This window comes from Hahella sp. NS-SX17, assembly GCF_057367735.1.
This window is the reverse complement of sequence record NZ_CM170632.1, coordinates 496020-518897: the sequence shown is the minus strand read 5'-3', so window position 1 is coordinate 518897 and position 22878 is coordinate 496020. Positions and strand designations below refer to the sequence as shown.

The 22878-nt window shown below is 54.1% G+C and carries 20 protein-coding genes; 12 read left to right on the top strand and 8 right to left on the bottom strand.

What is annotated here, in order from left to right; translation table 11 throughout:
* Window positions 1-67: 67 nt before the first annotated feature.
* From AC2IBB_RS02380 to AC2IBB_RS02370, 3 genes are all read right to left on the bottom strand, one after another.
* Window positions 68-952, bottom strand: a complete 885-nt coding sequence (locus AC2IBB_RS02380; RefSeq protein ID WP_486331311.1) for a Tll0287-like domain-containing protein — start codon at window positions 950-952, stop codon at window positions 68-70.
* Between the two features lie 100 nt (window positions 953-1052).
* The gene (locus AC2IBB_RS02375; protein WP_486331310.1) at window positions 1053-1973 is read right to left on the bottom strand and encodes a hypothetical protein; all 921 of its coding nucleotides are present in this window, start codon (window positions 1971-1973) and stop codon (window positions 1053-1055) included.
* 409 nt (window positions 1974-2382) lie between these two features.
* Window positions 2383-3153 (bottom strand): glutathione S-transferase N-terminal domain-containing protein, encoded by a 771-nt coding sequence (locus tag AC2IBB_RS02370; protein WP_486331309.1) that lies wholly within the window; start codon window positions 3151-3153, stop codon window positions 2383-2385.
* A 254-nt stretch (window positions 3154-3407) separates the two neighbouring features.
* Here AC2IBB_RS02370 and AC2IBB_RS02365 point away from each other — a divergent pair, with 254 nt between their 5' ends.
* The 8 genes from AC2IBB_RS02365 to AC2IBB_RS02330 all read left to right on the top strand — a co-directional run bounded on the left by AC2IBB_RS02365 (window position 3408) and on the right by AC2IBB_RS02330 (window position 10444).
* Window positions 3408-3950: a glutathione peroxidase gene (locus AC2IBB_RS02365; RefSeq protein ID WP_486331308.1), complete on the top strand. Its 543-nt coding sequence runs from the start codon at window positions 3408-3410 to the stop codon at window positions 3948-3950.
* Between the two features lie 205 nt (window positions 3951-4155).
* Window positions 4156-4833: an SIR2 family NAD-dependent protein deacylase gene (locus AC2IBB_RS02360; RefSeq protein WP_486331307.1), complete on the top strand. Its 678-nt coding sequence runs from the start codon at window positions 4156-4158 to the stop codon at window positions 4831-4833.
* A 69-nt stretch (window positions 4834-4902) separates the two neighbouring features.
* On the top strand, window positions 4903-6816 hold the full coding sequence (locus tag AC2IBB_RS02355; protein ID WP_486331306.1) for an NAD(P)H-dependent oxidoreductase subunit E: 1914 nt from the start codon (window positions 4903-4905) through the stop codon (window positions 6814-6816).
* Window positions 6813-7571: a 2Fe-2S iron-sulfur cluster-binding protein gene (locus tag AC2IBB_RS02350; protein WP_486331305.1), complete on the top strand. Its 759-nt coding sequence runs from the start codon at window positions 6813-6815 to the stop codon at window positions 7569-7571. The genes AC2IBB_RS02355 and AC2IBB_RS02350 overlap by 4 nt, the downstream gene beginning before the upstream one ends.
* On the top strand, window positions 7568-8131 hold the full coding sequence (locus tag AC2IBB_RS02345) for an NADH-quinone oxidoreductase subunit B family protein (protein WP_486331304.1): 564 nt from the start codon (window positions 7568-7570) through the stop codon (window positions 8129-8131). The genes AC2IBB_RS02350 and AC2IBB_RS02345 overlap by 4 nt, the downstream gene beginning before the upstream one ends.
* 11 nt (window positions 8132-8142) lie before the next feature.
* Entirely contained in the window at window positions 8143-9615 is a 1473-nt protein-coding gene (locus AC2IBB_RS02340; RefSeq protein ID WP_486331303.1) for a Ni/Fe hydrogenase subunit alpha, read from the top strand.
* Between the two features lie 18 nt (window positions 9616-9633).
* The gene (locus AC2IBB_RS02335) at window positions 9634-10110 is read left to right on the top strand and encodes a hydrogenase maturation protease (RefSeq protein ID WP_486331302.1); all 477 of its coding nucleotides are present in this window, start codon (window positions 9634-9636) and stop codon (window positions 10108-10110) included.
* A gap of 10 nt (window positions 10111-10120) precedes the next feature.
* Window positions 10121-10444 (top strand): hydrogenase maturation nickel metallochaperone HypA/HybF, encoded by a 324-nt coding sequence (locus AC2IBB_RS02330; protein WP_486331301.1) that lies wholly within the window; start codon window positions 10121-10123, stop codon window positions 10442-10444.
* Window positions 10445-10471: 27 nt separating this feature from the next.
* On the opposite strand, the gene AC2IBB_RS02325 is transcribed toward AC2IBB_RS02330, so the two are convergent.
* The 4 genes from AC2IBB_RS02325 to AC2IBB_RS02310 all read right to left on the bottom strand — a co-directional run bounded on the left by AC2IBB_RS02325 (window position 10472) and on the right by AC2IBB_RS02310 (window position 15225).
* The gene (locus tag AC2IBB_RS02325) at window positions 10472-10801 is read right to left on the bottom strand and encodes a hypothetical protein (protein ID WP_486331300.1); all 330 of its coding nucleotides are present in this window, start codon (window positions 10799-10801) and stop codon (window positions 10472-10474) included.
* A 155-nt stretch (window positions 10802-10956) separates the two neighbouring features.
* Window positions 10957-12273 (bottom strand): sulfite oxidase, encoded by a 1317-nt coding sequence (locus AC2IBB_RS02320; protein WP_486331299.1) that lies wholly within the window; start codon window positions 12271-12273, stop codon window positions 10957-10959.
* A gap of 126 nt (window positions 12274-12399) precedes the next feature.
* Window positions 12400-13203 carry a rhodanese-like domain-containing protein gene (locus AC2IBB_RS02315; RefSeq protein WP_486331298.1) on the bottom strand — a complete coding sequence of 268 codons (804 nt, stop codon included), beginning with the start codon at window positions 13201-13203 and terminating at the stop codon, window positions 12400-12402.
* Between the two features lie 696 nt (window positions 13204-13899).
* The gene (locus AC2IBB_RS02310) at window positions 13900-15225 is read right to left on the bottom strand and encodes a hypothetical protein (RefSeq protein WP_486331297.1); all 1326 of its coding nucleotides are present in this window, start codon (window positions 15223-15225) and stop codon (window positions 13900-13902) included.
* Window positions 15226-15536: 311 nt separating this feature from the next.
* On the opposite strand from AC2IBB_RS02310, the gene udk reads away from it, so the two are divergent.
* The 4 genes from udk (at window position 15537) to AC2IBB_RS02290 (ending at window position 18478) form a co-directional block, all read left to right on the top strand.
* Complete coding sequence (udk, locus tag AC2IBB_RS02305) at window positions 15537-16163, top strand: uridine kinase (protein WP_486331296.1); 627 nt, start codon at window positions 15537-15539, stop codon at window positions 16161-16163.
* A 224-nt stretch (window positions 16164-16387) separates the two neighbouring features.
* The gene (locus AC2IBB_RS02300; protein WP_486331295.1) at window positions 16388-16750 is read left to right on the top strand and encodes a hypothetical protein; all 363 of its coding nucleotides are present in this window, start codon (window positions 16388-16390) and stop codon (window positions 16748-16750) included.
* A 65-nt stretch (window positions 16751-16815) separates the two neighbouring features.
* Window positions 16816-17748, top strand: a complete 933-nt coding sequence (locus AC2IBB_RS02295; protein ID WP_486331294.1) for an MbnB/TglH/ChrH family RiPP precursor modification enzyme — start codon at window positions 16816-16818, stop codon at window positions 17746-17748.
* Window positions 17735-18478, top strand: coding sequence for a hypothetical protein (locus AC2IBB_RS02290; protein ID WP_486331293.1), 744 nt, complete (start codon window positions 17735-17737; stop codon window positions 18476-18478). The genes AC2IBB_RS02295 and AC2IBB_RS02290 overlap by 14 nt, the downstream gene beginning before the upstream one ends.
* A gap of 52 nt (window positions 18479-18530) precedes the next feature.
* Here AC2IBB_RS02290 and AC2IBB_RS02285 read toward each other — a convergent pair whose 3' ends face one another.
* Window positions 18531-22874 (bottom strand): Ig-like domain-containing protein, encoded by a 4344-nt coding sequence (locus AC2IBB_RS02285; protein ID WP_486331292.1) that lies wholly within the window; start codon window positions 22872-22874, stop codon window positions 18531-18533.
* Between the last annotated feature and the right edge of the window lie 4 nt (window positions 22875-22878).

Below are 22878 nucleotides of genomic sequence, written 5' to 3'. Positions count from 1 at the left end.
TAATCAAAACGCGCCCGGCACTGGCGTCGGGCGCGTCGGCGTCATGCCTGAGCAGGATATTTTATGCTCAAGGCTCGCCAGTTTCGTCTAACAATCTGACAGCGTTAGCCAAACTGCGGTGCATGCGGTTAAAGGACTGCGTCAGAGAAGAAATCTCATCGTTGCCTTTCACCGGCATTTCCTCCGCCTCAAGGGCGCCCAGACTGACCTCGTTGGCTTTATCGGACAACTTCTTGACCGGTCGGATAACCACGAAGTCCAGCATGACGTTCAGCAACACTGCAATAACCAGGAACACGCCCACCAGCAAGCCAATGAACAGTTTGAAGGTTTCGTCCGCCCGCTGCAGCGGCAGCGACATGGGCACCGATACGATCTGGGCGCCGACCACTTCATCCTGCTTCCAGCCAAAACCGTTAGAACTGCCATACATGTCGATCATTGTCTGCGGCGCCGCGCTGGGCGTGCTATGGCAGGCCAGACAATTCGGATCGGTGATCTTGATCGGGCGGCTCATGTACAGTGAGGGGCCTGTCGGCGTTGGCCGGGTGCCGACCAGCTCTGTCGCGCCATCGTTGTTGCGGAAGTGATTAATGATGTCCGCTTCCCAATCTGAAGCGCGATCCGCCGGGTTGGTTGGGTTTAATGTGGCTTCCCGATAGCTGTATTCAGGGTATTCCTTTTGCAGCTTGCCGATATAACGGTGCGCAGCGTATGCCGGCACGGTCTGCGGCAAAAACTGGCGTTTCTGCTGCAGCGCCAGCAGTGGGCGAACTTCATCAACGGTATAGCCACGAACGGCGAACGCGCTCTGCATCATGATCCGGGCGCTGTCGAGCACTTCTTCCCGCGCATTTTCCTGCAACAGTTTATAAACCAGGAAAGCCGCCAGAGCGATGCCCGCGCAAGAAGCCAAACCCAGTACAAGGTTAAATTTAAGTCTTAAGGTCATCCCCGAAACATCCTTCAGCTATGATTTACTTTATTATCAGGCTGGGCGGTCGTTGCAATTACCTTTGGCGCCGCCGCTCGTCCCGTATCTGGTCTTCGAATTACAGATTTTTGCAGTTGAGAAAAACTGGAATCGCCTGCTTCAATACCGACGCTGGTATTACCGCTTGCTGGATTTGGGTTTGCGGCCAGCTGGGCCAGAAACCTAATTTAACCGTCAGTTTGCTGGCGTTTAGCAGAGCGCGGCTATGATCCCCTTTTATCCGTGCGTTTGTGTCCTGAAACACTTCATTAAAGTCCAGGACTTTCTGTTCCGCTAATTGCAGCCCAACGCCTGGATAGGTCAGGTCGACATTCGACCTTGTGTAAACATTGACCTCTTTGGCCAACACCTCAATCCACACGCTGGAATTCTCATAGCCGTCGAAGATCGGATGACGCTCCGAGCGCAGTCGGCATACGCCGATGTGCGCGCTATCCCAATCCTTCTCCAACATCCAGCCGCCAAAATCATAGGGCAACATGCTACTGGTAATCTGTAGTCCTGATGTTTCTTTTGGTTGCGACAGCATAGCGGTCTCAACGACAGGTTTGGTCTCTGCGCTGGCTGCAGGCGCTTCTTTTTTCGTGGGCTCTTTATTTACGCTTTCTTTTGTCGTCGCCAACCTGGTTTGCGGCTTCTCCGCTTCTTTCTTTTTCGCGGAAGCGCCGTTTGAGGAGCTGGTAGTTTTTTTGGTCGCCGTTTTTTCCTTTACGGTCTTTTTAGCGGCGGGCGTGGCGCTTTTCTGTTTTGCATTCGGTGTGGTTTTCTGCGTACTGTCCCCTGCGCCTGCCTGATCAGCGCTGTCGACATTTTCCATTGTCGCAGATCCCGTTTCCGATGTTGCGTCGGTCACAACGGGCGTGATTCCTGTTTGCGAAGCCGTCGCATTTGTCGATTCAGGAGTAGTAGAGGCAGCGGTAGCGTATTGCTTGTCTTCCGTCGTGGCGCCGGAATCCGTCGAGGGTTTAAGCGACGACATGTTACAGCCACTGAGAGCGACCGCTCCCGCCAAAAGCAGATTACGCGGTATAGAGAAGCACAAGTCCTTCGCAGACAACTTATTTTTCATTTCTAGCCCTAGCACATTCATCCAGATAGTTATTCGAGATTCCATAATTGGCGCATCCGACCGCGTTAAGCGGCGCAGGCCGAGCTGCTAATCATGGCAATTGCCCGCGTTGGCTTCAATGCCTATTTTGTCAGTCATGAGAGTTTGTTGCGAAACGCCCTCCTCATTTCACCCACCCCCAAATGAAAGGAATCTCCCTGATCGAACACGCGGCGCACGTCCCACTAGGCTGCGAGGACGCGCGGTATGTTACGAAGCGACAGTATAACGCGGCGGGAATATGAATGCTTTCAAGTATTTATCAGCACAATCCGCAAGCTCAGACAGCGTAGGCGGTATTCAGATACTTGAGAATGTCGGCGGATTCAAACATTCCCGCGCCTTCTCCACGATTCGGATCAACCAGAAACGGCGCCTGCACCCGTCCATGCTCCTTGAGAAAAACCTCTCTTTTACTTCCCGGCACTGGCCTGTATTCACCCAAGTGCAGCCGCTGCAAAGCCGGTCCCAAATCCGCCCTCTGCTGTTTGCTCAAATTGATCAGACGATAGGGCAGCTCCAGCTCACACAGGCGTTCGCGCACTAATCGCGAATAGGGACTGGACTCAAAGCTGTACAGCGCCAGGGGCTTCCTCGGGGCACTCGACGGAGCCGCCTTCAGTCCTTTGCCCGCCCGCACCAGCGTGGCCAGCCTTGAGCCGGTCAGGTTGATGAAGGACTCCTTCAGCGCGGCTGGAGGCTCCTTGGCGCGATATTGACGAAACAGATAAATGATTATGTCCTGGGCGCCAGCGATTTTTTCATCCGTGTTAGGATCGTAGAGAAATGGGACCGTCTCGCTCCCGGAAAGTTCCTGCAAACGCTGGCGGTGTCTGACGCCGCCTTGCGGAACCGGATAGATCAGGGCGTCGAGGTTTAACTCCGTCAGCGCTTCCCGCACCAGGCGACAATGGGGACAGCCCTCACGATCAAATAGCTCCGGCGCTTTTTCAGGTTGCACCGTTTTCCGACTGCCCATAGTGCCCCGCCAGCGCCGCAGGGTGGACGCCAACGTGGAGCCGAACACATCAATGTTGTGGGAACTGAACATGGCGAACGCCTCGCAATGACCAAAGGTCAGTTATTCTAGGCCCGCTTTTTTCACCGGTTCAAGTGGCTCTCGCAATCTCTATGAAGGTGCGTGTCGTAAACACTATTAATCAGGCTGCCAAATAGCTTCCTTCTATTTGCGACGACAGAGCCGGCATAAGTCAGGCCCTGTCTCCCGCTGCTAGCCGTCGGAATAGACTTCCCACGGCTCCTTGACGCACAATCAGTCAGTCCTGACTAACAAGGAAAACAGTCATGTCCAAACTATTAAAACCCACGCTATTGAGTCTTCTACTTTGCCAGAGCGCCTCAGCGCTGGCGGGATGCCCCGCCTTACTGGACGGCGAGGTCAAGAAGCTGCACTCCAGCCAGACCATCAATTTATGTGAGCGCTTCGCCGGCAAACCACTGGTTATCGTCAATACCGCCAGTTATTGCGGTTTCACGCCTCAGTTCGAAGGCCTGGAGGCGATGTATAAACGTTATCAGGAGCAGGGACTGGAAGTCATCGGCATGCCGTCGGATGACTTCAACCAGGAAGATGATGACGCAGGAAAAACCGCTGAAGTATGCTTCGTCAATTACGGCGTGACTTTCACTATGACGGACGCTCACCCTGTAAAAGGCCCCAACGCCCATCCTCTGTTCCGGAATCTCGCAGAGCAGACCGGGCAACCGCCGCAATGGAATTTTCACAAATATGTGATAGACAAAGAAGGTCGCGTAGTCGCAGCGTTTCCCAGTCGCACCACACCGGAAGATCCAGACTTCGTCGCGGCGGTGGAAAGCGCGCTCTGAGGCTGATCCGTCCGAGCTTTACCCGGACGTCGCAGCGGGCTATGTTTAGCCGTAAAGGGCCGCTTATTAATCAGACAGACAAATAGCTTCCTTTTATTTGTCTGCAACGACAGGGCCGGCACAGCTCAGGCCCTGTCTATCGCGGCTCTTAACAGTCCGGCTTCAGCCGGTGAACGCACAGCGATACATAAACTGAGGAAAGCTCGTGACTCATATTGTCGTGCTCAGCGGCGCTGGCGTCAGCGCCGAAAGTGGTCTGCCTACATTCCGGGACGCAGGCGGGCTGTGGAATCAATACAGCATACATGATCTGGCGTCTCCCGGCGGCTGGGAACGCAACCCGCAATTGGTGCTGGAGTTTTACAACACCCGTCGCCAACTGGCCAGGGAAGCCCAGCCCAATGCCGCGCACATGGCCCTCGCCGCGCTGGAGTCGCAACATCGCGTCACCATCGTTACGCAAAACATCGACGACTTGCACGAGCGCGCAGGGTCCAGCAATGTTGTACACCTGCACGGTGAAATCATGAAAGCGCGCAGCAGTGTCGATGAACGTTATCTGGTTGATCTCGATGACCGTGATATTGCGCTGGGCGATCTATGTCCTCAAGGCAAACAAATGCGACCGCATGTGGTCTGGTTCGGAGAAATGGTCCCGATGCTGGAGACCGCTGCGGATATCGTCGCCACGGCGGACGTTCTATTGGTGGTGGGCACCTCTCTGCAGGTCTATCCCGCCGCGGGATTGGCGTACGCCGCGCCGCCCGGTTGTCCAATAACGGTGATCGATCCCGGCGAAGATGTGAAAGTCAAAGGCGCCACGATTATCCGTAAAACCGCCTGCGCCGGCGTACCTGAATGGATCGCATCTCTTAAGCTATAGATTTTTCAGGGAAAAACAGACGTAGGTCAAAATACCTTCCCTGTCTGACGATACTATGGAATACGCTGGGTGGCGTTGCGACCTGCGTTCGCCGCTCAGCGTCATCAACCCAATCGGGAAATCTCGCACGCGCCGACGGGACGAAGCATGGATAACAATAACGCAGCGCTCATCAAGCAAGCCTGCGCCGACTATGATAACGATCCGCGCCGGATGATGGATATCCTGTGGCAAGTGCAGGACAAGCTGCGCTGCATCGATGGCGAGGCGATGTCGCTGATCGCCTCGCTTACCGGCACCTACCGGGTGGAAGTGGAAGGCGTCGTCAGTTTCTATGCCTTTTTTTCCGACAAACGCAAAGGCGATATCACCATTCGCTTGTGCGATGACATCGTCGACCGTCATGCCGGCGCACAGGCGGTGGCCGAGGCGTTTTCCGACGCTCTCGGAATCCAGCCGGGCGCAACCAGCGCCGACGGCGCATTTTCCCTGGAACTTACGCCCTGCATCGGCATGTGCGATCAGGCCCCTGCGGCATTGATCAACGACGTTGTTGTCACCCGTCTGACGCCAGCCAAAGTCAAAAGCATCCTGCGAACCCTGCGCAAGACCAAAGACCCGCAAACGCTGATCGGCAAGACCGGCGATGGCGCTAACAGCCACCCTTTGGTCCAGGCCATGGTGCGCAATAATATTCGCCAGCCCGGACCGGTTCTTTTGACCGACGCCGATCCAGAACAGGGCCTACGCGCCGCTTTGCAATTATCTCCGCAAGAGGTGATCGCCCAGGTCGAAGAGTCGCTGCTGCGCGGACGCGGCGGCGCCGGGTTTCCTACAGGCAGAAAATGGCGGCTGGCGGCGAATACTCCCGCCGAAGAACGTTACGTCATCTGTAACGCGGATGAAGGCGAACCCGGCACGTTCAAGGATCGCGTGTTGCTGACCGAAAAACCTGATTTGCTGTTCGCCGGTATGACAATCGCCGCCTACGCGGTGGGCGCACGCCACGGCATTCTCTATCTGCGCGGCGAATACCGCTATCTGCGCGCCTATCTGGAAGAGATACTGCAACGTCGCCGGGAACAGAATTTACTGGGCTCGGGCATTCTCGGACGAGAGGATTTTACTTTCGATATTCGGATTCAGATGGGCGCCGGCGCCTATATTTGCGGGGAAGAAAGCTCTCTGATCAGCTCCTGTGAAGGCAAGCGCGGCGAACCCAAAAATCGTCCGCCATTTCCCGTGCAATCGGGGTATCAGGGCTATCCCACCGTGGTCAATAATGTGGAAACCCTGAGCTGCGTTCCACGCATCATGGCGCAAGGCGCACCCTGGTTTCGCGGCATGGGAACCACGGGCAGTTCCGGAACCAAAATGCTCAGCGTCAGCGGAGACTGCGCACGTCCCGGCATCTATGAAGTTGCTTTTGGCGTCACTCTGGAAGAAATTCTCGCGCAGGCCGGCGCAAAGGACGCCGCCGCTATCGTAGTCGGCGGCGCCAGCGGCCAGATAGTAGGACGCACCGAATTTCACCGCCGACTGTGTTTTGAAGATCTCGCCTCCGCCGGCGCCATTGTCTGCTTCAACAGTTCCCGCAACATTCTTGAAGCCGCCGCCTACTACATGGACTTTTTCATCGAGGAAAGCTGCGGCTACTGCACGCCTTGTCGCGTCGGCAACGTTTTCCTGAAAAAAGGACTGGAAAAAATCATGCACGGAGAGGGCGAACCGGAGGATCTGGATTATCTGCGCAACCTGAGCGACACCATCATCGCCACCAGCAGATGTGGGCTCGGTCACACCTCCCCCAACCCCATACTCTCCACTATGGAATATTTCCCCCTGGTGTACTCCGCCATGGTGAAAGAGCGACCCGGAGGCATGCAGGCGGGTTTTAATATTCAAAAGGCGCTGGACAAGGCCAGGATCATCGCCAAGCGGCGCTCGCTCATCTATGACCCGGCGTATGGAGACAAAGAATGAGCACAGAGTTCGAATTCACCGTAGATGGCGAAACCATCGTCGCCAAATCCGGCCAAACCATCATGGACGCCTGCGACGACGCCGGCGTTTACATTCCCCGTCTGTGCGACGCGGAGGGACTGGTTCCGCAAGGCAGTTGTCGCGTCTGTACGGTAAAGGTCAACGGTCGCACTGCCGCCGCCTGTACACAGCCTGCGGAACCTGGCGTCGTGGTGGAAAACGATACGCCGCAAGTCCAGGGATACCGCCGCGATCTGGTGCGCATGCTGTTTCACGAAGGCAATCATCTGTGTCCGATCTGTGAGGCCAGCGGTCGCTGCGAGCTACAGGCCATGGCGTACCGCCTGGGCATTTCCCAGGACAGCCAGTATCCCTATCTGCAACCGGTGCGCCCGGTGGACGCCTCCCACCCGGATATCGCCCTGGACACCAACCGCTGCATCTTATGCGGGCGCTGTATTCGCGCCTCCCGGGATGTGGACGGCAAGAATATCTTTGAATATGTGGGGCGCGGCATTCATAAGCGAATTGGCGTCAATGCGGAGAACCTGGCCGCCAGCGACGCCTCCATTGACGACTACGCCATGTCTCTGGAAGTCTGTCCGGTCGGCTGCATCATCCGTAAAAGAGAGGGCTTTTTCGCCCCGATAGGCCAACGCCAGTTCGACAACAAACCCATCGGCTGGGAAATCGAGTCCCGCCATAAAAACCGCATCGCCGTGCATCAGATCGATCCATCCGAGGAATCGTCATGAAACGTAAAAAGCGCATCGCCACGGTTTCTCTGGCGGGCTGTTTCGGGTGCCATATGTCCTTATTGGACATGGACGAGCACATCCTGGAATTGATGGAGCTGGCGGAGTTTGACCGTTCCCCGCTGACCGATTTCAAAACCTTTTCCCGCCGCTGCGATATCGGCGTAATCGAAGGCGGTTGCTGCAATGAAGAAAACGTCCACACCCTGCAGGAGTTCCGCAGGCACTGCGACGTGCTGGTGGCGGTGGGGCAATGCGCCATCATGGGCGGCCTGCCGGTGATGCGTAACGCCATCATGCATTCGGAAGACCCATTGCGAGAGTGCCTGGAAGAGGCCTATTCCAGCAGCGCCAAGGTGTATAACCCCGGTAATCAGATTCCCAATGACGCAGCGCTGCCGTTGTTGCTGGACAAGGTATACACCTGCGCGGAAGTGGTCAAAATCGACTACCAGATTCCCGGCTGCCCGCCTTCTGGAGAAGTGCTCTGGGCCACATTGGCGGCGCTGATCAAAGGCGAGCCGGCCCCGCAGGAATACCACATGATCAAATACGATTAGGACTGGCGCTGATGAATATTGATAAGCCCAAAACCCGCATTGTGGAAATCGAGCCGGTCACCCGCGTGGAAGGTCACGGCAAGGTCACCATTCACCTGGATGACGACAACAACGTGGCGGAGGCTCGCCTGCACATTGTGGAGTTTCGCGGCTTTGAGCGTTTCATTCGCGGACGCCTGTTATGGGAGGCGCCGGTGATCGTACAGCGTCTCTGCGGCATCTGCCCGGTCAGCCACCACATCGCCGCCGCCAAGGCGATGGATGTGATCGTCGGCGCTGACGCACTGCCGCCGACAGCGGAGAAAATGCGCCGTTTGATGCACTACGGTCAGGTGATGCAAAGCAACGTCCTGCATTTCTTTCACCTGAGCTCGCCGGATCTGTTATTTGGTTTCGACGCGCCTCGCGGCAAGCGTAATATCTTCAACGTCATCAAAGAGTTTCCCGATCTGGCCAAACAGGGCGTGCTGATGCGTAAATACGGCCAAGAGGTGATTCTGCATACCGCCGGCAAGAAAATTCACGGCACCGGTGCGATCCCCGGCGGCATCAACAAAAATCTGTCTCTGCAGGAAAGAGATCTGTTACTGCAGGACATTGAGCAGATGAAAGTCTGGGCCAAAGGCGCAGTGGACGTCGCCAAGGGTTACACGCTTGAACACCTGTCTCAGGTGGAGCAGTTCGCTAACTTCAACTCCAGCCATTTGTCCCTGGTGCGCGAAGACGGGGCGCTGGATCTGTATCACGGCGGCCTGCGCGCCACTGACGCCGCCGGCAATATTATCTTCGATCACGTGGATTATCAGGACTTTAATGACTACATCATGGAGGAAGTACGGCCCTGGTCGTACATGAAATTTCCCTTCATAAAAAGTCGCGGCGCGCTGGACGGCTGGTATCGCGTCGGCCCCTTGTCCCGCCTGAATAATGTCGCCTTTATCGATACGCCCCTGGCGAACGCCGAGCATAAGGAATTCAGGACGTTGACCCACAATAAGCCCAACCATATGAGTCTGGCCTATCACTGGGCGCGCATGATCGAAGTGCTGCACTGCGTGGAGAAGATTCACGAGCTGCTGCTGGACCCGGACCTGCAAGGCGCCGATCTGCGGGTCACTGGAGAACGTCGGGAAGAAGGCGTCGGCGTCATCGAAGCGCCGCGGGGCTCTTTATTCCACCACTATAAAGTCGACAAGAACGATCAGATCACTTACTGCAACCTGATCGTTTCCACCACTCACAACAACAACGGCATGAACCGGGCCGTCACGGATGTCGCGAGAAAATATCTGGGCGGTAAGAAGCGCATCACGGAAGGCATGCTGAACCACGTGGAAGTCGCCGTACGCGCCTATGATCCCTGCCTGTCCTGCGCCACCCACGCCTTGGGGCAAATGCCGCTGACCGTGGAGCTGTTCGATGCCGACGGCGCGCTCATACACAGCAACAGCCAGCATATGGGACAGGACATTGCGTCAGATTAAGTCCACAGGAACCCAGCTATGACCACGAAATTAAACTTGTCCACCCTGGTTATCGGTTACGGCAATCCCGGCCGCCAGGACGACGGGCTAGGACCCGCCTGCGCGGACCGCATCGCGGAGCTTAAACTGGCTGGCGTGACCGTGGAAACTAATTACCAGCTCACGGTGGAAGACGCTCTGGAACTAAGTCGTTATCAGCAGGTCGTCTTTATTGACGCCAGCCTGCGCGGATGCAAGCCCTTTTTTCTCCAGCAAATCGAAGCGGACGACGAGTGCCCCATGAGCAGCCACGTGCTGTCTCCGCAAGCAGTAGTGACCTTGTCCCGCACCCTGTTTCGCGCCGATACGGAAGCCTTCCTGATGGGCATTCGCGGATATGTTTTTGATCGCTTCGAGGAGGCGTTATCGCGAGAAGCCCAGCACAACCTCAATCAGGCTTTCGACTATCTGGCGAGCTGGCTTCAGAGCAGAGAGAAACTTAACGGCCATGCATGAGTTGTCGATCATGGAGAACGTCGTGCAATTGATTGAGGACAGCGCGGCAAAGGAATGCTTTCAGCGGGTGGTCAAAATCGTGTTGGAAATCGGCGAACTGTCACATGTCGAAACCAGCGCCATGGACTTCTGCTTCACCGCCGTCGCCAAAGGCACGGTTGTTGAAAACGCCACACTGGAATACCTCTCCATACCCGGCGCAGGCCAATGCCCCCACTGCCGTCAATCCACCCCGCTCCACCAACTCTACGACCCCTGCGCTCATTGCGGTGGGTTCGGCGTAAAAGTCACCGCCGGCATGGAAGTGCGCGTGCGCGGCGTAGAAGTGGCATAAACCTGAATCCGGCGTTGTATGGGCCCATCATGGCGCGTTATTGCGACGTTGCGCGTGCGTCTCCGGATTAAAGTTCGTCGACAGGTACTCCAAAATTAGACTGCGCAATTCCGCATTGAGTTCCGGCATGCCCTGTTCTTCCTGCATCCAGATAAGCACTTCATCCCAGCTTTCTTTGCTGAGCCCCTGCTGTTTCACCAGCGCCAGGGAATGACAGGCGCCGCACAATGCGCCGGCTTCCTGCGATCCTGGGCCTTCCGGCCAGTCCGCGCCAAAAGGAGACTCCGCGCTGGTTGTGGGACTCGTCAGGCTCAATGCGCTGGCGAACAAGAAAAGAGTCAGAGTTTTTATTGTCATGGTTTTTCCTCTTTTTAACGAGGATTAAAGTCGTAAGTATTCTGGTTAGCCAGGGTTACACAAGCACGCCGCTGGCTCTTCTTTCCAATGAGAGAAAAGCCAGGGGCGCTTCTGTCAGCATCCAAACATCATTGGGCGCTGACCACTTTCCCGGATCAGGCGTCCACAACCACCGCAATACGGTGCATGCTGTTGTTCAGGTACCCTTTAGGATTCCAGTTCACAGCGAAAGGCTGCATGTTGCCTTTGTCATCGGTGGCTCTGGCCCAGATTTCGTAGTATCCGCGGGTGGGGAAAGTCACTTCCGCATACCACTCCTGCCAGGAGTAGGGATTGGGTGGCGCTTTCAGGTCCGCCTGCACCCAGGTGACGCCGAAGTCATAGGAGATATCCATGCGCTTAACCACATTATCCCCCGCCCAGGCATGGCCATGCACTTTCAGGGTGCGCGTCTTGATAGTCTGGTTGGTTTGAGGCGTCGTGATCAGGGACTTGACCGGCATGGACTCTATGATTTGGTAGTCCTCGTCCGCAACATGCGCCCCCGGAGCCACGGGAAACCTGGGTACGCGATAGGAAGATCCGGTCATTTTGGGGCCATCATGCACCACCTCCCGCAACTGGATTCGGCTCAGCCATTTTTGCGAGGTGGACCCCGGCCAACCCGGACAGATGGTGCGCACAGGAAATCCATGCAGCGCCGGCAGAGGCTCGCCGTTCATCGCATAGGCGATGATGGAGTGAGGGTCCATCGCCTTGGAAATGGGCACGCCTCTGGAGATCGGGGTTTTGCTGGGATCGCCGGACAAGTGTCCGTCCAGACTGTGATGCGCGGTGTAAATCGCTGACGGTTGGACGCCCGCCGCCTTCAACAAATCCGCGTAACGCACCCCGGTCCACTCCGCGTTGCCGATGGCCCCCACCGTCCACTGATTGCCTTTCGCAGGAGGGTTAAACGCCGCGCGTCCATTACCGCCACACTCCAACTGCAGCTTCAGAGTGACCGGCTTAAACTTGGACTTGAGCTCATCCAGCGACAGCTCCAACACTTTCTCTACTTCACCATCGATGGTCAGTTTCCAGTCAGATGCGTCCATTCGGCGCGCAATATCCGGCACTACGCCGTTATTACGAACGAAATGACGGCTGGTGGGCGTAACCGCGTCATCAAGCAAGTGGGCGGGGGTTTCCGCATTGATCGGGCGATCATTCAGCAGCGTGAGTCCGTCTTTACCGCTGAACAAGCCTATTTCCGTGTCTTCCGCCATGGCGGCGGGTATCAGCCCGGAAGGGAAATTGCGATGAAAAGGAATCGCCATCCCCAACATGGCGCCCATAGCGCCGAGACCAGCGCCTTTCAGAAAACCGCGTCGATCGGAGTGAGCGCGTCGCCCGAATACCAGGTAATCCGCGCGTTCAGGATCGTCCGCGTACAACTCATACAGCCCCCGTTCTTTCTTATCATCCGTCATGGTGGTTCCTCACTTTTTATGTCCCTTGCCTAGGGTTTGTTTTATAAATTGGAATCAACGCTGATTTACGCTCAGGCGACGCGGAAAGCGCCCAGAAGGCCTTTCCGCGCGGCCGGCCAGATTCGCCTAGAGCGTTTTATAGTATTCGTCGATTCCTCCGGCCATGAAGTAGTAGGAAGATACGTTCTGCTTCTCCAGATAGTACTGCAGCCACCGGATCTGCTTGCCCGCCTGATCGTAGATCAGCAGCGGAACATCTCGCTTTTTCGCCTGATTGATGTAGCGATCGATTAAATCCGGGCGATCCAATGGCGCGCGCTTTTCACGCATGAAGAAAATGGCGATGCCTTCTCTTTGCTGCTTGTCGCGCACATCCAGAACAATGCCGTCAGTTTTGATGATTTTGTCTTCAAACTCCGCCACGGTGATCGTGTGCGCCTTGAGTTTATCCTTACCGATAAGACGCCCAGGGTCGCCCAGGACTTCCCCGAAGAGGTTGGTGTCTTGCGGATAGACTTTGGCGTAATCAAACACCCCCGCGTCGTAGACGATGACGTTCTCGATGCCGTATTTACGGCATTTGCTGGCGGCTTTGTACGACTTGAGACAGGTTTTTCCATTGCAGTACAGCGCCAGTTTCTTGCCGGGATGCTGCTTCTGCAGCGCCAGCATCTCTTCTGCAAAGTTGTGAGAAGTATAAGATACGTTGAAAGCGCCTTTTATATGCAGAGTGTTGTACTCATAGTCCGTCCGAACGTCGACGGCGACGATTTGGCCAGCAGCCAACTGCTGATAGAAATCCTGAAGTTCAACAAAATCAACCGCGGGGTATTGGCGACGACCAGGGAATTCGTCTTCCTCCGCATGGGCTGAGAGGGTAAAAAGAAGAAATACAATATATGCCAGATTGCGTGGCGAACATGTAAACATCTTATGACGTCCTTTGTTATAAAGCTGTTTATACCGAACTTATGTTTGCAAACATCAAGCGCGAACAGGCGTGTCGTCAGGCTTCCTTTTCTCTAAGCGGAGGGCGGCGCAATCTTTGTCGATACTCGCACAGACTGAGCGCCTGCGCAGCGAAAACGCAGGAAATTAGCCGAGCCGCTATGAATCCAGGGCAGCCGTACGGACTAAATGGTCAATCTGGAAAAGCTTGAGTGAGCGAAACCGATCAGGGGCAAGGTCGAGAGCATTCTATCCATGGGCAAGTCCATCTATATCCTCGTTTTCCATTAATAAAAAGCGCGCCGCTCACAGAGCTGCACGCGTCCGTTATGATTGCAGAGATGCGAAGCCACGTCATCTAACGTGATACTTCGTGGCGAACATTAATAAAACAATTGATGCGTGCAGATCAACTGAAATAACAGAATTTATTGAGATTAACGCTGTTAAGTAACATTTAAATCAATTCTGAAACATTTCTTTACATTACTACCTGTTTCTCCTCGATTTCCCACCTTATTCCCAATAATAAAAAAATCGCCTCTGACGCAGGCTAATCACCAACATCAGAGGCGCTTTTGTTTATGTATGGCTAACGCCAAGCTTGACCGCCATCAAAACACAAGTCAGCCCGCCATACTTTTTTAGGTTAAACAACTCAAGCTGTATAGTGCGCTATTAGTTGTTCGTTGTTTCTTTTTCGTAGAATCTAATATTACTGAATAAGCTATAGCCTGTTGGTGACGCTACGTCATGATCACGGATAAAGGTTAGATACCGGTATTCACCACTAAGGTATTCGCCGACAGGTATTTCATAGTGCTTTACTTTCTTATCGTTAGGGTAGTTATCGAAGTCACGAATACCAGCTCCCGTATTTTGAGTGCCGGAGAGTTTAAATGTTGCATTTTTATTATAATAGTTTGTATTAGCAAAGCCGATCGCTTCAATCTCAGCTTCCACATCACCGACATAATCAAACTCCAAGACTGTGTTAGGTGTGATAGTGTATGGCGCTTCAATTTTCTTCCAAGCATTTCCTGTTAGTTTAATGCCTAAATCATTATATCTATCTTCAGCCCCCCCTTTGTCCTGAGCAAGGTCATAGCTTGTATACTTCTCTTGAGGGAGTTTGAATAGAGTTGTATTCTTGTATACATAATCGTAAATATCTATTTTTAGATTATCCAAATAGAATACTGTTTCCTCTGAAAAGCCACTGTTTGACCACCCGAGAAGATAGCCTTTATCTATATAATTTCCGAATCCAGAATAATTATTCAAGTCTGATACAGCATAGTAAACACTACCATTTTTCCACCAAGTTATTTCTCCATTACTTTTTCCTTCTTCTGAAAACTTGACATGAACCTTATAGTTAACCCATTGCCCTGCATCAGATAGATCTATGATATGGTCTGTAGTTGGCCACTTATGACGATCATCATATTTTCCTGGCCCAAGGTGATAGTCAAGTTTAGAAGCACCATTCTGCAGTAGTGATGGGTGATATTCAAAAGCTGCAGAGTTATTAGACTCATAAGAGCTGTATATCCCAGACCACAATACTAAAAATTTATTATTATCTTGCCTTTTATTCGCATCAGCTACGTGATCTTGCGTTCGATGATAAAAGTTTTCTGGGATAAACAGATCATACTGAATTGTTAATTCAGAGGTTCCAGCAGGTATTTCAAAGCGCTGCTCTGAGCTTGAATCTACAGCATCAGGAGTACTCTTATACTCAAACTTCATTGAATAATTCCCGTCCTTCGGCCTTTCATTGCTCACTGAAGGATTATCGGGATTTCCCCACCAGCGAAAAACAGTCACTCCATCAATAACGACAGGGTCATAAGTCCTCATGCCTAATTCAAAATCCTGCTCAATAACGAAATGATGAGGTGTCGGGGCAGGCGCCGCCATAGCAGGCGCAGCAACAAATGTGAAAAGTGCGGCTGCAGCCAGGTAAGCGAACGGTTTCTTGGGATTCGTCGATATCATAATAACTCCATATTTCCTTGATATTTGCATAGCGAAATAGTGCCTTCGCCATAGATCCGCAGAGATGAGTGGGTTGTGACGGACGGCTGGAACGCAGTCTCTAGAAGGACGCCAGATCTGGCATATCACATTGTTTTTTATATAACTTATCTCTGCAGCGCTTAATTTACACGTTAAAACGACAGGCTATAACCTGGGGCGAACCCTATGCCGCTTACAAGGAATCTGGCAGGAATATTGACCCTGTTCATGACAGTTCAGGAGCAAGGCATTAAACTAGGCGGGTCTGACCACATTTGGATATTTCCTGCATGTCTCCCATTTTTATTGGCATCACCGGAGCCTCCGCATCCGGCAAGAGCCTTTTATCCGTCACCATCTATGACGAACTGAAAGAAGAAGTTGGCGCCCACCATATCGGCATTATCAAAGAAGATTCTTACTACAAGGACCAAACCCACCTTTCCATGGAGGAAAGGCTGAAGACCAACTACGATCATCCATCCGCCTTCGACCACGGTCTGCTGGTGCGCCATATGGACCAACTCAAGGAAAAGCGCGCCATTGAGGTGCCGGTTTATGACTACAAAGAACACAACCGGGCCAAAGATTCTATCTCCATGGAGCCGCGCCGGGTCATCATTATCGAAGGCATCCTGTTGTTGTCGGATAAAAATATCCGTAGTCGTCTGGACACCAGTATTTTTGTCGACACGCCCCTGGATATCTGCCTGCTGAGACGTTTACAGCGCGACATAGAAGAGCGTGGCAGAACCATGGAATCGGTCATCAAACAGTACAAATCCACTGTTCGACCTATGTTTCTGGAGTTTGTCGAGCCCACCAAGCAGTACGCAGACATCATCGTCCCTAAAGGCGGCAAAAACCGCGTCGCCATTGAAATGCTGAAAGCCCGTATCAAGCAGCTACTCGCTTGATTTTCAAGGACCCGCAGCCGCGTTAACGACGCCGCCGGGTCCTAACGCCAACGTTACCTTCCTCCCGTCAGCGCGAAACGTGAGTATTTCACAATTCCTTTGCGCCACATTACGCTGCCCAGTCGTTTCTCCAGATTTAAGCTCTGTCTTCAGGGGTTATTAAACGGGATTTTCCGTTTTACGCCCGGCCCCGCCAGACAATACAACCACAAAGGAGAGACACGATGTCCGACACAACTAACGACGTATCCACAAGCACTCATCCACAGGCCAGCGAAAGCGATCGCCGCACCTTCCTTCGCAATGCCGCGTTGGTGACCGGCGCCGCCTCGATCACCAGTTTCTCCGGCGTCGCTTCCGCCGCCGATGATAGTGGCGTATCCCGAGACCGTAAAACTGTCAGCGCTTCGTTCGATCCCCAATACGAAGTCAGTATCTGGGATCTGCAGAATATTCTGGAACAGATTCTCAACCAGTCAGGCTGCCCCACCTGCGGGCTGGTTGGCCTTGACCTGCGTCTGGGATTGGACCCTGTCGTAAAAATCCAGTCCAAGATTCCCGTCAACGTCACTATGTACGGTGGATAAGCGCCAATCACTTTGACCGGTCCGGGGCTTTCTGGACCGGCGATACAGCAGCCGGAGCCTTAGTCATGAACGCATTATCTTCCTTGCCCAAGTTGGGCGTCGGCATTAACTATCAGCCTGAGTTTATCCCCCTGCTACGGGCCTGTGGCGATGCAGTCGACTTTATCGAAGTCAGTCCGGACATCCTGTGTCAGGAATACTGGGACGGCGCGCAGCGGCGTACAGGGTTCAGCCCAGACCGACTCAGCGCAGCCATCGAATGGTGCCGGCTGTATCCAGTGGTCGCACATGGCCTGGGCTTATCGATAGGCTCCGCTAGTGGTTGGAATCAGGACTATATCCGCATTCTGGATGATTTTGCGGACGTGCAGGCGTTCCATTGGCACAGCGAACACCTGGGGTTTCTGCAGATACGTACGGCTGAGGGCGTCGGCTTACACGCCGGCGTGCAATTGCCCGTGCCGTTCACGGAGGAAGCATTGAACATCATTTGTCCGCGAATAGAAGCGATTCAGCAGCGTTATCAGGCGCCGTTTTTATTGGAGAACACGACTTATTACCTCCCCAGTATGCCGAATGACGCGGGCATGGACGAAATTGAGTTCCTCAACCGCATCACTGAACGAACCTCCTGTGGTCTCTTGCTGGATCTCTACAACCTGTACTGTAATGCGATCAATTTCGGCTTTGACGTCTATGAGGCGCTGGGTCGTCTGGACATGAGTAAAGTGGTGGAAATTCATGTGGCCGGCGGGGCTATCCATGAGGGCCTGCAATTGGACGTGCATAGTGACGAAACGCCGCAACCTGTCTGGGAGTTGCTGGATTGGACCTTGCAACACGCACCCAACGCCTGCGCGGTCACCTATGAGTTGCTGGAGCAGGCGCTGGATATCGTCAGCGAGAGAGGCGTCCAGCAACAACTGGAAAAAGCCAGGGAAATATGGCTGCGCCACCGCCAACCAGTCCAAGAGGAGCGTTGCTATGCCATTACTTGATCTGCAAGTTGCGATGGTGGAGATGATCCACTCTCACACCTCCGCATCCCCCGACAACCTGGATTTCAGCCGACTGGATTTGAACCCGGAGGAACACGCCTGGCTTCATAAGCTGAACGGCTCCAAGGGGTTTAAGGTAACTTGCGATGTGCAAAAATGGTGGCGCAAAGCCAGGCTGCAAATCGCAGCGCCGCTAACTCTGCGTCTGCTGGAAAGGCTGCAGTTGCAGGCGCTGATAGAGGAATACATTCGCGCAACACCTTGCCGCTCGCTCTATTTCGTGCCGGAAGCAATGTCGTTTAAAACATTTATATGCGAGCACACGGCGGACGCCCTGCTACAGGCGCTGGCTGTATTCGAGTGCGCCCTGAAGGCGGTTCACGAATATCGATTTTCGTCAGTGAGCCCTATGGAGTCGAGCAGTAATCGTTGCCGCAATTTTTCCGTCGCCCTCGCCCCCATGTCGCAATTGATAGAGTTCCCCGCTATGCCGGAAAAACTACTCTGCGCTCTGATGTTGAATCAGCCGCTTCCCACCATCGAAGGATCTCATCCCGTATTGGTGGCCCCTGGGATCAGGAAGTTCTGGCGCGCCGCCACTGCAATGGAAAGGGACCTGATACTTCAATGCGCAACGCCTCAGTCCTTGGACAGCCTGTTGGAGAAAGGTCCGCATATTATTCGAGTGGTGGAAAGGCTGGTCGCCGATAGAGCTTTAAGATTGGTTTAAATGAAAACGCCGGCGCATGGCCGGCGTTTCGTATGGATGACAATCCTTTGGGTTACATAGGCGTAATTTCCGGCAAGTACGAGAACTTAACTCTCACTAATCTGCGCCAGTCACTACCATCTGCTGAGCGCCACGTATCACCGAGCGGGATCACTTCCTCTATGTTGGACCTGCCGTCAAATAGCCACAGCTGTCCGCCGAAGACTAACGCCTGATGGGAAAACCTTGCAGTAAAGGAGGGAGTTTCTACAGACGTCCATGTTTTGCCATCCACAGAAGTCCAGATATCGTTGAACACAGCAAACTCATAACCCTTGCCGCCGATAATCCAAAGTTTCCCATCGTGTTCAAATAGAGTGTGGTCCGTCCTGCCGCTGAAAGGCGCCTCACCCTCCGCCAGTATTGGCGTCCAGTTAACGCCATCTGAAGTGGCCCACACATCATTCTGCAGCAATGGCCCGCCTTCAGCATCCGCCACCAGCCATAACTGATCGTTATGTACAGCCATCTGGTAGTCGCTGCGCAAGCTCATGCCTTCCATATCGATTTGCCGCGTCCAGTCAAACCCATCGCTGCTTTTCCATATAGAGGGGAAATCATCTCCCGAGGCGTAGCCGACAGACCACAATACGCCCTGAAACACCGCGAATCCCTGCCCTTCCATCACCCCAAACTCCGGCGCCAGGGAGTGTTTATCCCAGGTCACGCCATCGGCGGAGGACCAGATAACGCCTTCGTTATAAACAAATAGCGTATCGTTAAAGACAATGGCTTTGTGCCGCTTCATCCCTTCCGACTCAATAATCGCTCTTCGAGTCCAATAAATACCATCGGTGGAGTTCCACACCTCAGAGTTGGCTATATTGACCTCGCCATCATAGCCCATTCCTCCGATCATCCACAGAGACCCGCTGAACTCAACAATCTGGTGATCGTAGCGGCGCGGAATAGCAGCGCGAACAGTCGTCTCTTCACTTCCTGAGTCCCCGATTCCTGGCTGAATGGTGGCTGACGGGCTACTTCTTTCACCGTGCAACAACCAGTAATAGGCAGTTCTGTCGAGCAAAGCCGCATTTTCGGTGAACGTATCGCTGTCAATCAGCGTCATCGCTCCGTTTTCACACAGGCTGTAATTAGCGATGTCGCACTCCGGGTCAGTCGTACTGATAAGCGACAGGTCACTGACAGAGCTGTCAGCGCCGTATTTCAGCTGCACCTGTGTTTCTGTTGCGCCGACAAAAGCAGCGGCCCCTACACTTATCTCTATCGCAGAAATTCGGTATTGAAGAGAGACGGAATTATGATTCGCGTCTCCCGCTTTGGTCGCAGTCACCACGGCGTCGCCAATTCCAACGATGTTAAATACGCCTTCACCTGCGGCGGCTTCGACCACATCAGGATTATCAACGCTGTAGGTAATGACGCCAACGCCGCCTTCAACGGTGGAAGCTGGGTTATTGACTGCGTCTCCTACGGTAGCGTAAATCGGTCCTGAGTTCAGGAACGCAATGACCTGGTTTTTCTTGGCCACAGTAATCGTATAGCTGGCGGTAGCGGCTTCATAGGTCGCATCCGCTTCTTTAGTGGCGGTGATCGTCGCCACGCCGACGCCCACCAGCTGCACCACCGCTGTTTCACTGTTTACCGTCGCCACACTGGCGTTGTCAGACGCGTAGAGGACAGCGCCGGTTCCTGGCGCGCCTTCGTCTATTGCATTAGTCAGCGTGTCACCATAAACGCCATCCAACGGACCCGGTTGAGTGAAGACAATGGTTTGCGTTTTCTTAGATACATTCAGCGCATATGTAGCGCTTGTAGCATTGTGATTCGCATCACCCGCCTGCGACGCCGTAATTGAAGTGCTTCCAACCCCCAACGCTGTCGCCAGCCCGCTTTCCGAATCAACGGAAGCGATTGCTCCGTCCTCAACACTGTAGGTAATCGCCCCGGTTGAAGTACTGGTAGCAACGTTGGTCAGGGTTTCTCCGATGGTCAGGCTAAGGGGACCGGCGCTGCCAAAAGTAAGGGTTGGCGTCTTTTTCGCTACATTGATGGTGTAGCTGGCTTCCGCACTTTCATAGTTTGCATCCGCCGCTTTGGTGGCGGTAATCACTACACTGCCGACGCCAACCATGTTCACCTCGCCTGAAGCGCTATTTACCGTCGCAATACTTTCGTTGCCAGACGCATAGGTAACCGCGCCAGAGCCCGGGGCATCGCCAGTAATGACGTTGGTGTAGGTGTCGCCGTAGATGGATTCAACGGGCCCTGGCGTCGTAAAAGCAATGGTCTGAAGGCCTTTGCCTACAATCACTCGGTAACTCACGGAAGCCGCGTTATAGTTGGCGTCGCCTGCTTTGGTGATGGTGATCAGAGCTTCGCCAACGCTGACAGCATGGACTTCACCGGTTTCCCTATCCAGCTCAATCGCTGTTTCTGCGTCAGCGCTGTAGGACAAAGCGCCGGAGCCGCCCTCAACGACAGTCACGTCGTTAATGACCACCTCGCCCACGCTGGTTTCAATAGGGCCAGGATTTCTTAGCGAGAGCGTCTGAGCCTTCTTATTGACGGTTAAGCTGTACTTGGCGATTGCGCTGCTGTAGACCGAGTCGCCGGCCTTTTCGGCTGTGATCACAGCTGAGCCCGCTCCAACAAGTTGGACAACGCCGCTTTCGCTATTAACGAGCGCCACTGAGCTGTTGCTGGAGGTATAGGTTACGGAGCCACTGCCAGGAGCGCCTTCCGCGATGGGGTTATTAACGGTTTCACCATAGACGCCTTCTAGGGGCCCGGGATTCACGAACGCAATACTCTGAACTATTCTGCCCACCGAAACGGCGTAAGTAGCCGTCGCCGCTTTATAGAGTTCGTCATCCGCCCTGACTACCGTAATATGCGCATTACCCTCTCCAACGTAGGACACGAGGCCAGTTTCAGCATCCACAGAGGCGACCTCGGTATTGTCGCTGGAATAAGTCAGCGCGCCAGAACCTTTATTACCCAATAGCGTATTGGTATAAGTTCCGCCAACCACGCCCGCCACAGGGCCAACGTCTTTGAAAGACAAGTCCAGTTTTTTCCTATCCGCTTCTATTGCGTAGGTAGCGGCGGCTTCCTGATATACGTCGTCCGCCAGCTGCGTGGAAGTAATAACGGCGCTGCCCACACCCACAATAGTCACGACGCCGCCCGAGGTAACGCTGGCGACGGAAGTGTTGCTGGAAGCGTAGCGTACTTCGCCAGTACCAACTCCCGTAGCGATATTAGTGAAGGTATCCTCATAGGCGACAGCGTATGGTCCAGGCGTAGCGAATGTGACCGCACCAGGCCGTTTTTCAACAACCACGGTATACGTCGCCTGCGCGGCCTGATATTCAGAATCCGCCGCCTTAACAGCGGTAATTACTGTGGAGCCGGCGGACTTCAGTTGCACTACGCCTGAGGAAATATCCACGGTCGCGATAGTCTCGTCAGCGGACGCATAAGTGACAGCGCCGCTGCCCGGCGCCGACTCTTCGTCGATCACATTAGTGAGGCTGTCGCTGATCAGACCTGTCAGAGGGCCGGCGGACTCAAAGGCGATATTCTGCTCTTTCAATTCCGGCGTTGTATCCATCCCGTTACGAATGACGACTGTGCCCACAGCCGAGGCGACTACGCCGTTTTCCGTCGCGGTAATACGAACAGTAAAGGGTTCGTCCGCCTCTTCATCTTCGTCATCAATGATTTCAATGGCGATTGTCTTCTCGGTTTCACCCGGCTCGAAGGTGACCGAGCCGGAAGTCGCGACATAATCCACGCCACTGACGGCGGCGCCATCCTGGGTCATATACTGCACCGTGACCGGCGCATTAGAGGCTCTGTTCAGAATCAGTTTCAACGTCGCCTGACCCGCCGACTCATCAACGCTTGAGCCGGTCACTCGCACAAAACTGGCGAGCGGCTCCACCACAATACTGGCGATATCCGAGCTTTCTTTGCCCTTGGTGTCTTTCGCCGTCAATTTAAAACTCAGGGTCTGCGTCTTGGTGACGTCCGGAGCCAGAATCATATTGCTCAGGCTGTTAGGCGTGGACAGATGAACCGTAGGGCCGGACACCTGCGTCCAGGTAGTGCTTACGATTTCAGCGCCTTCCAGCGCCTCAGCGGTTCCCGCCAGAGACAACACGACATTAGGGTCGGCGTACTGATCGCCGCCAGCGCTGACTTTAGGCGCCGCGTCAGTGTCGCCGCCCGGCGAGGGCGTATCCGGATCGCCTGGGTCCGTCGGTTCCGTCGGCGTCGCGCCGCCATCCGTCGCTGGCGCATCGTCTGTCGAGCTGGAGCCGCCGCCACACGCGGAGAGCGACAACAATAAGATCAATAATGTGAAAAAGGATAGGCATTTTTTAAGCATGACT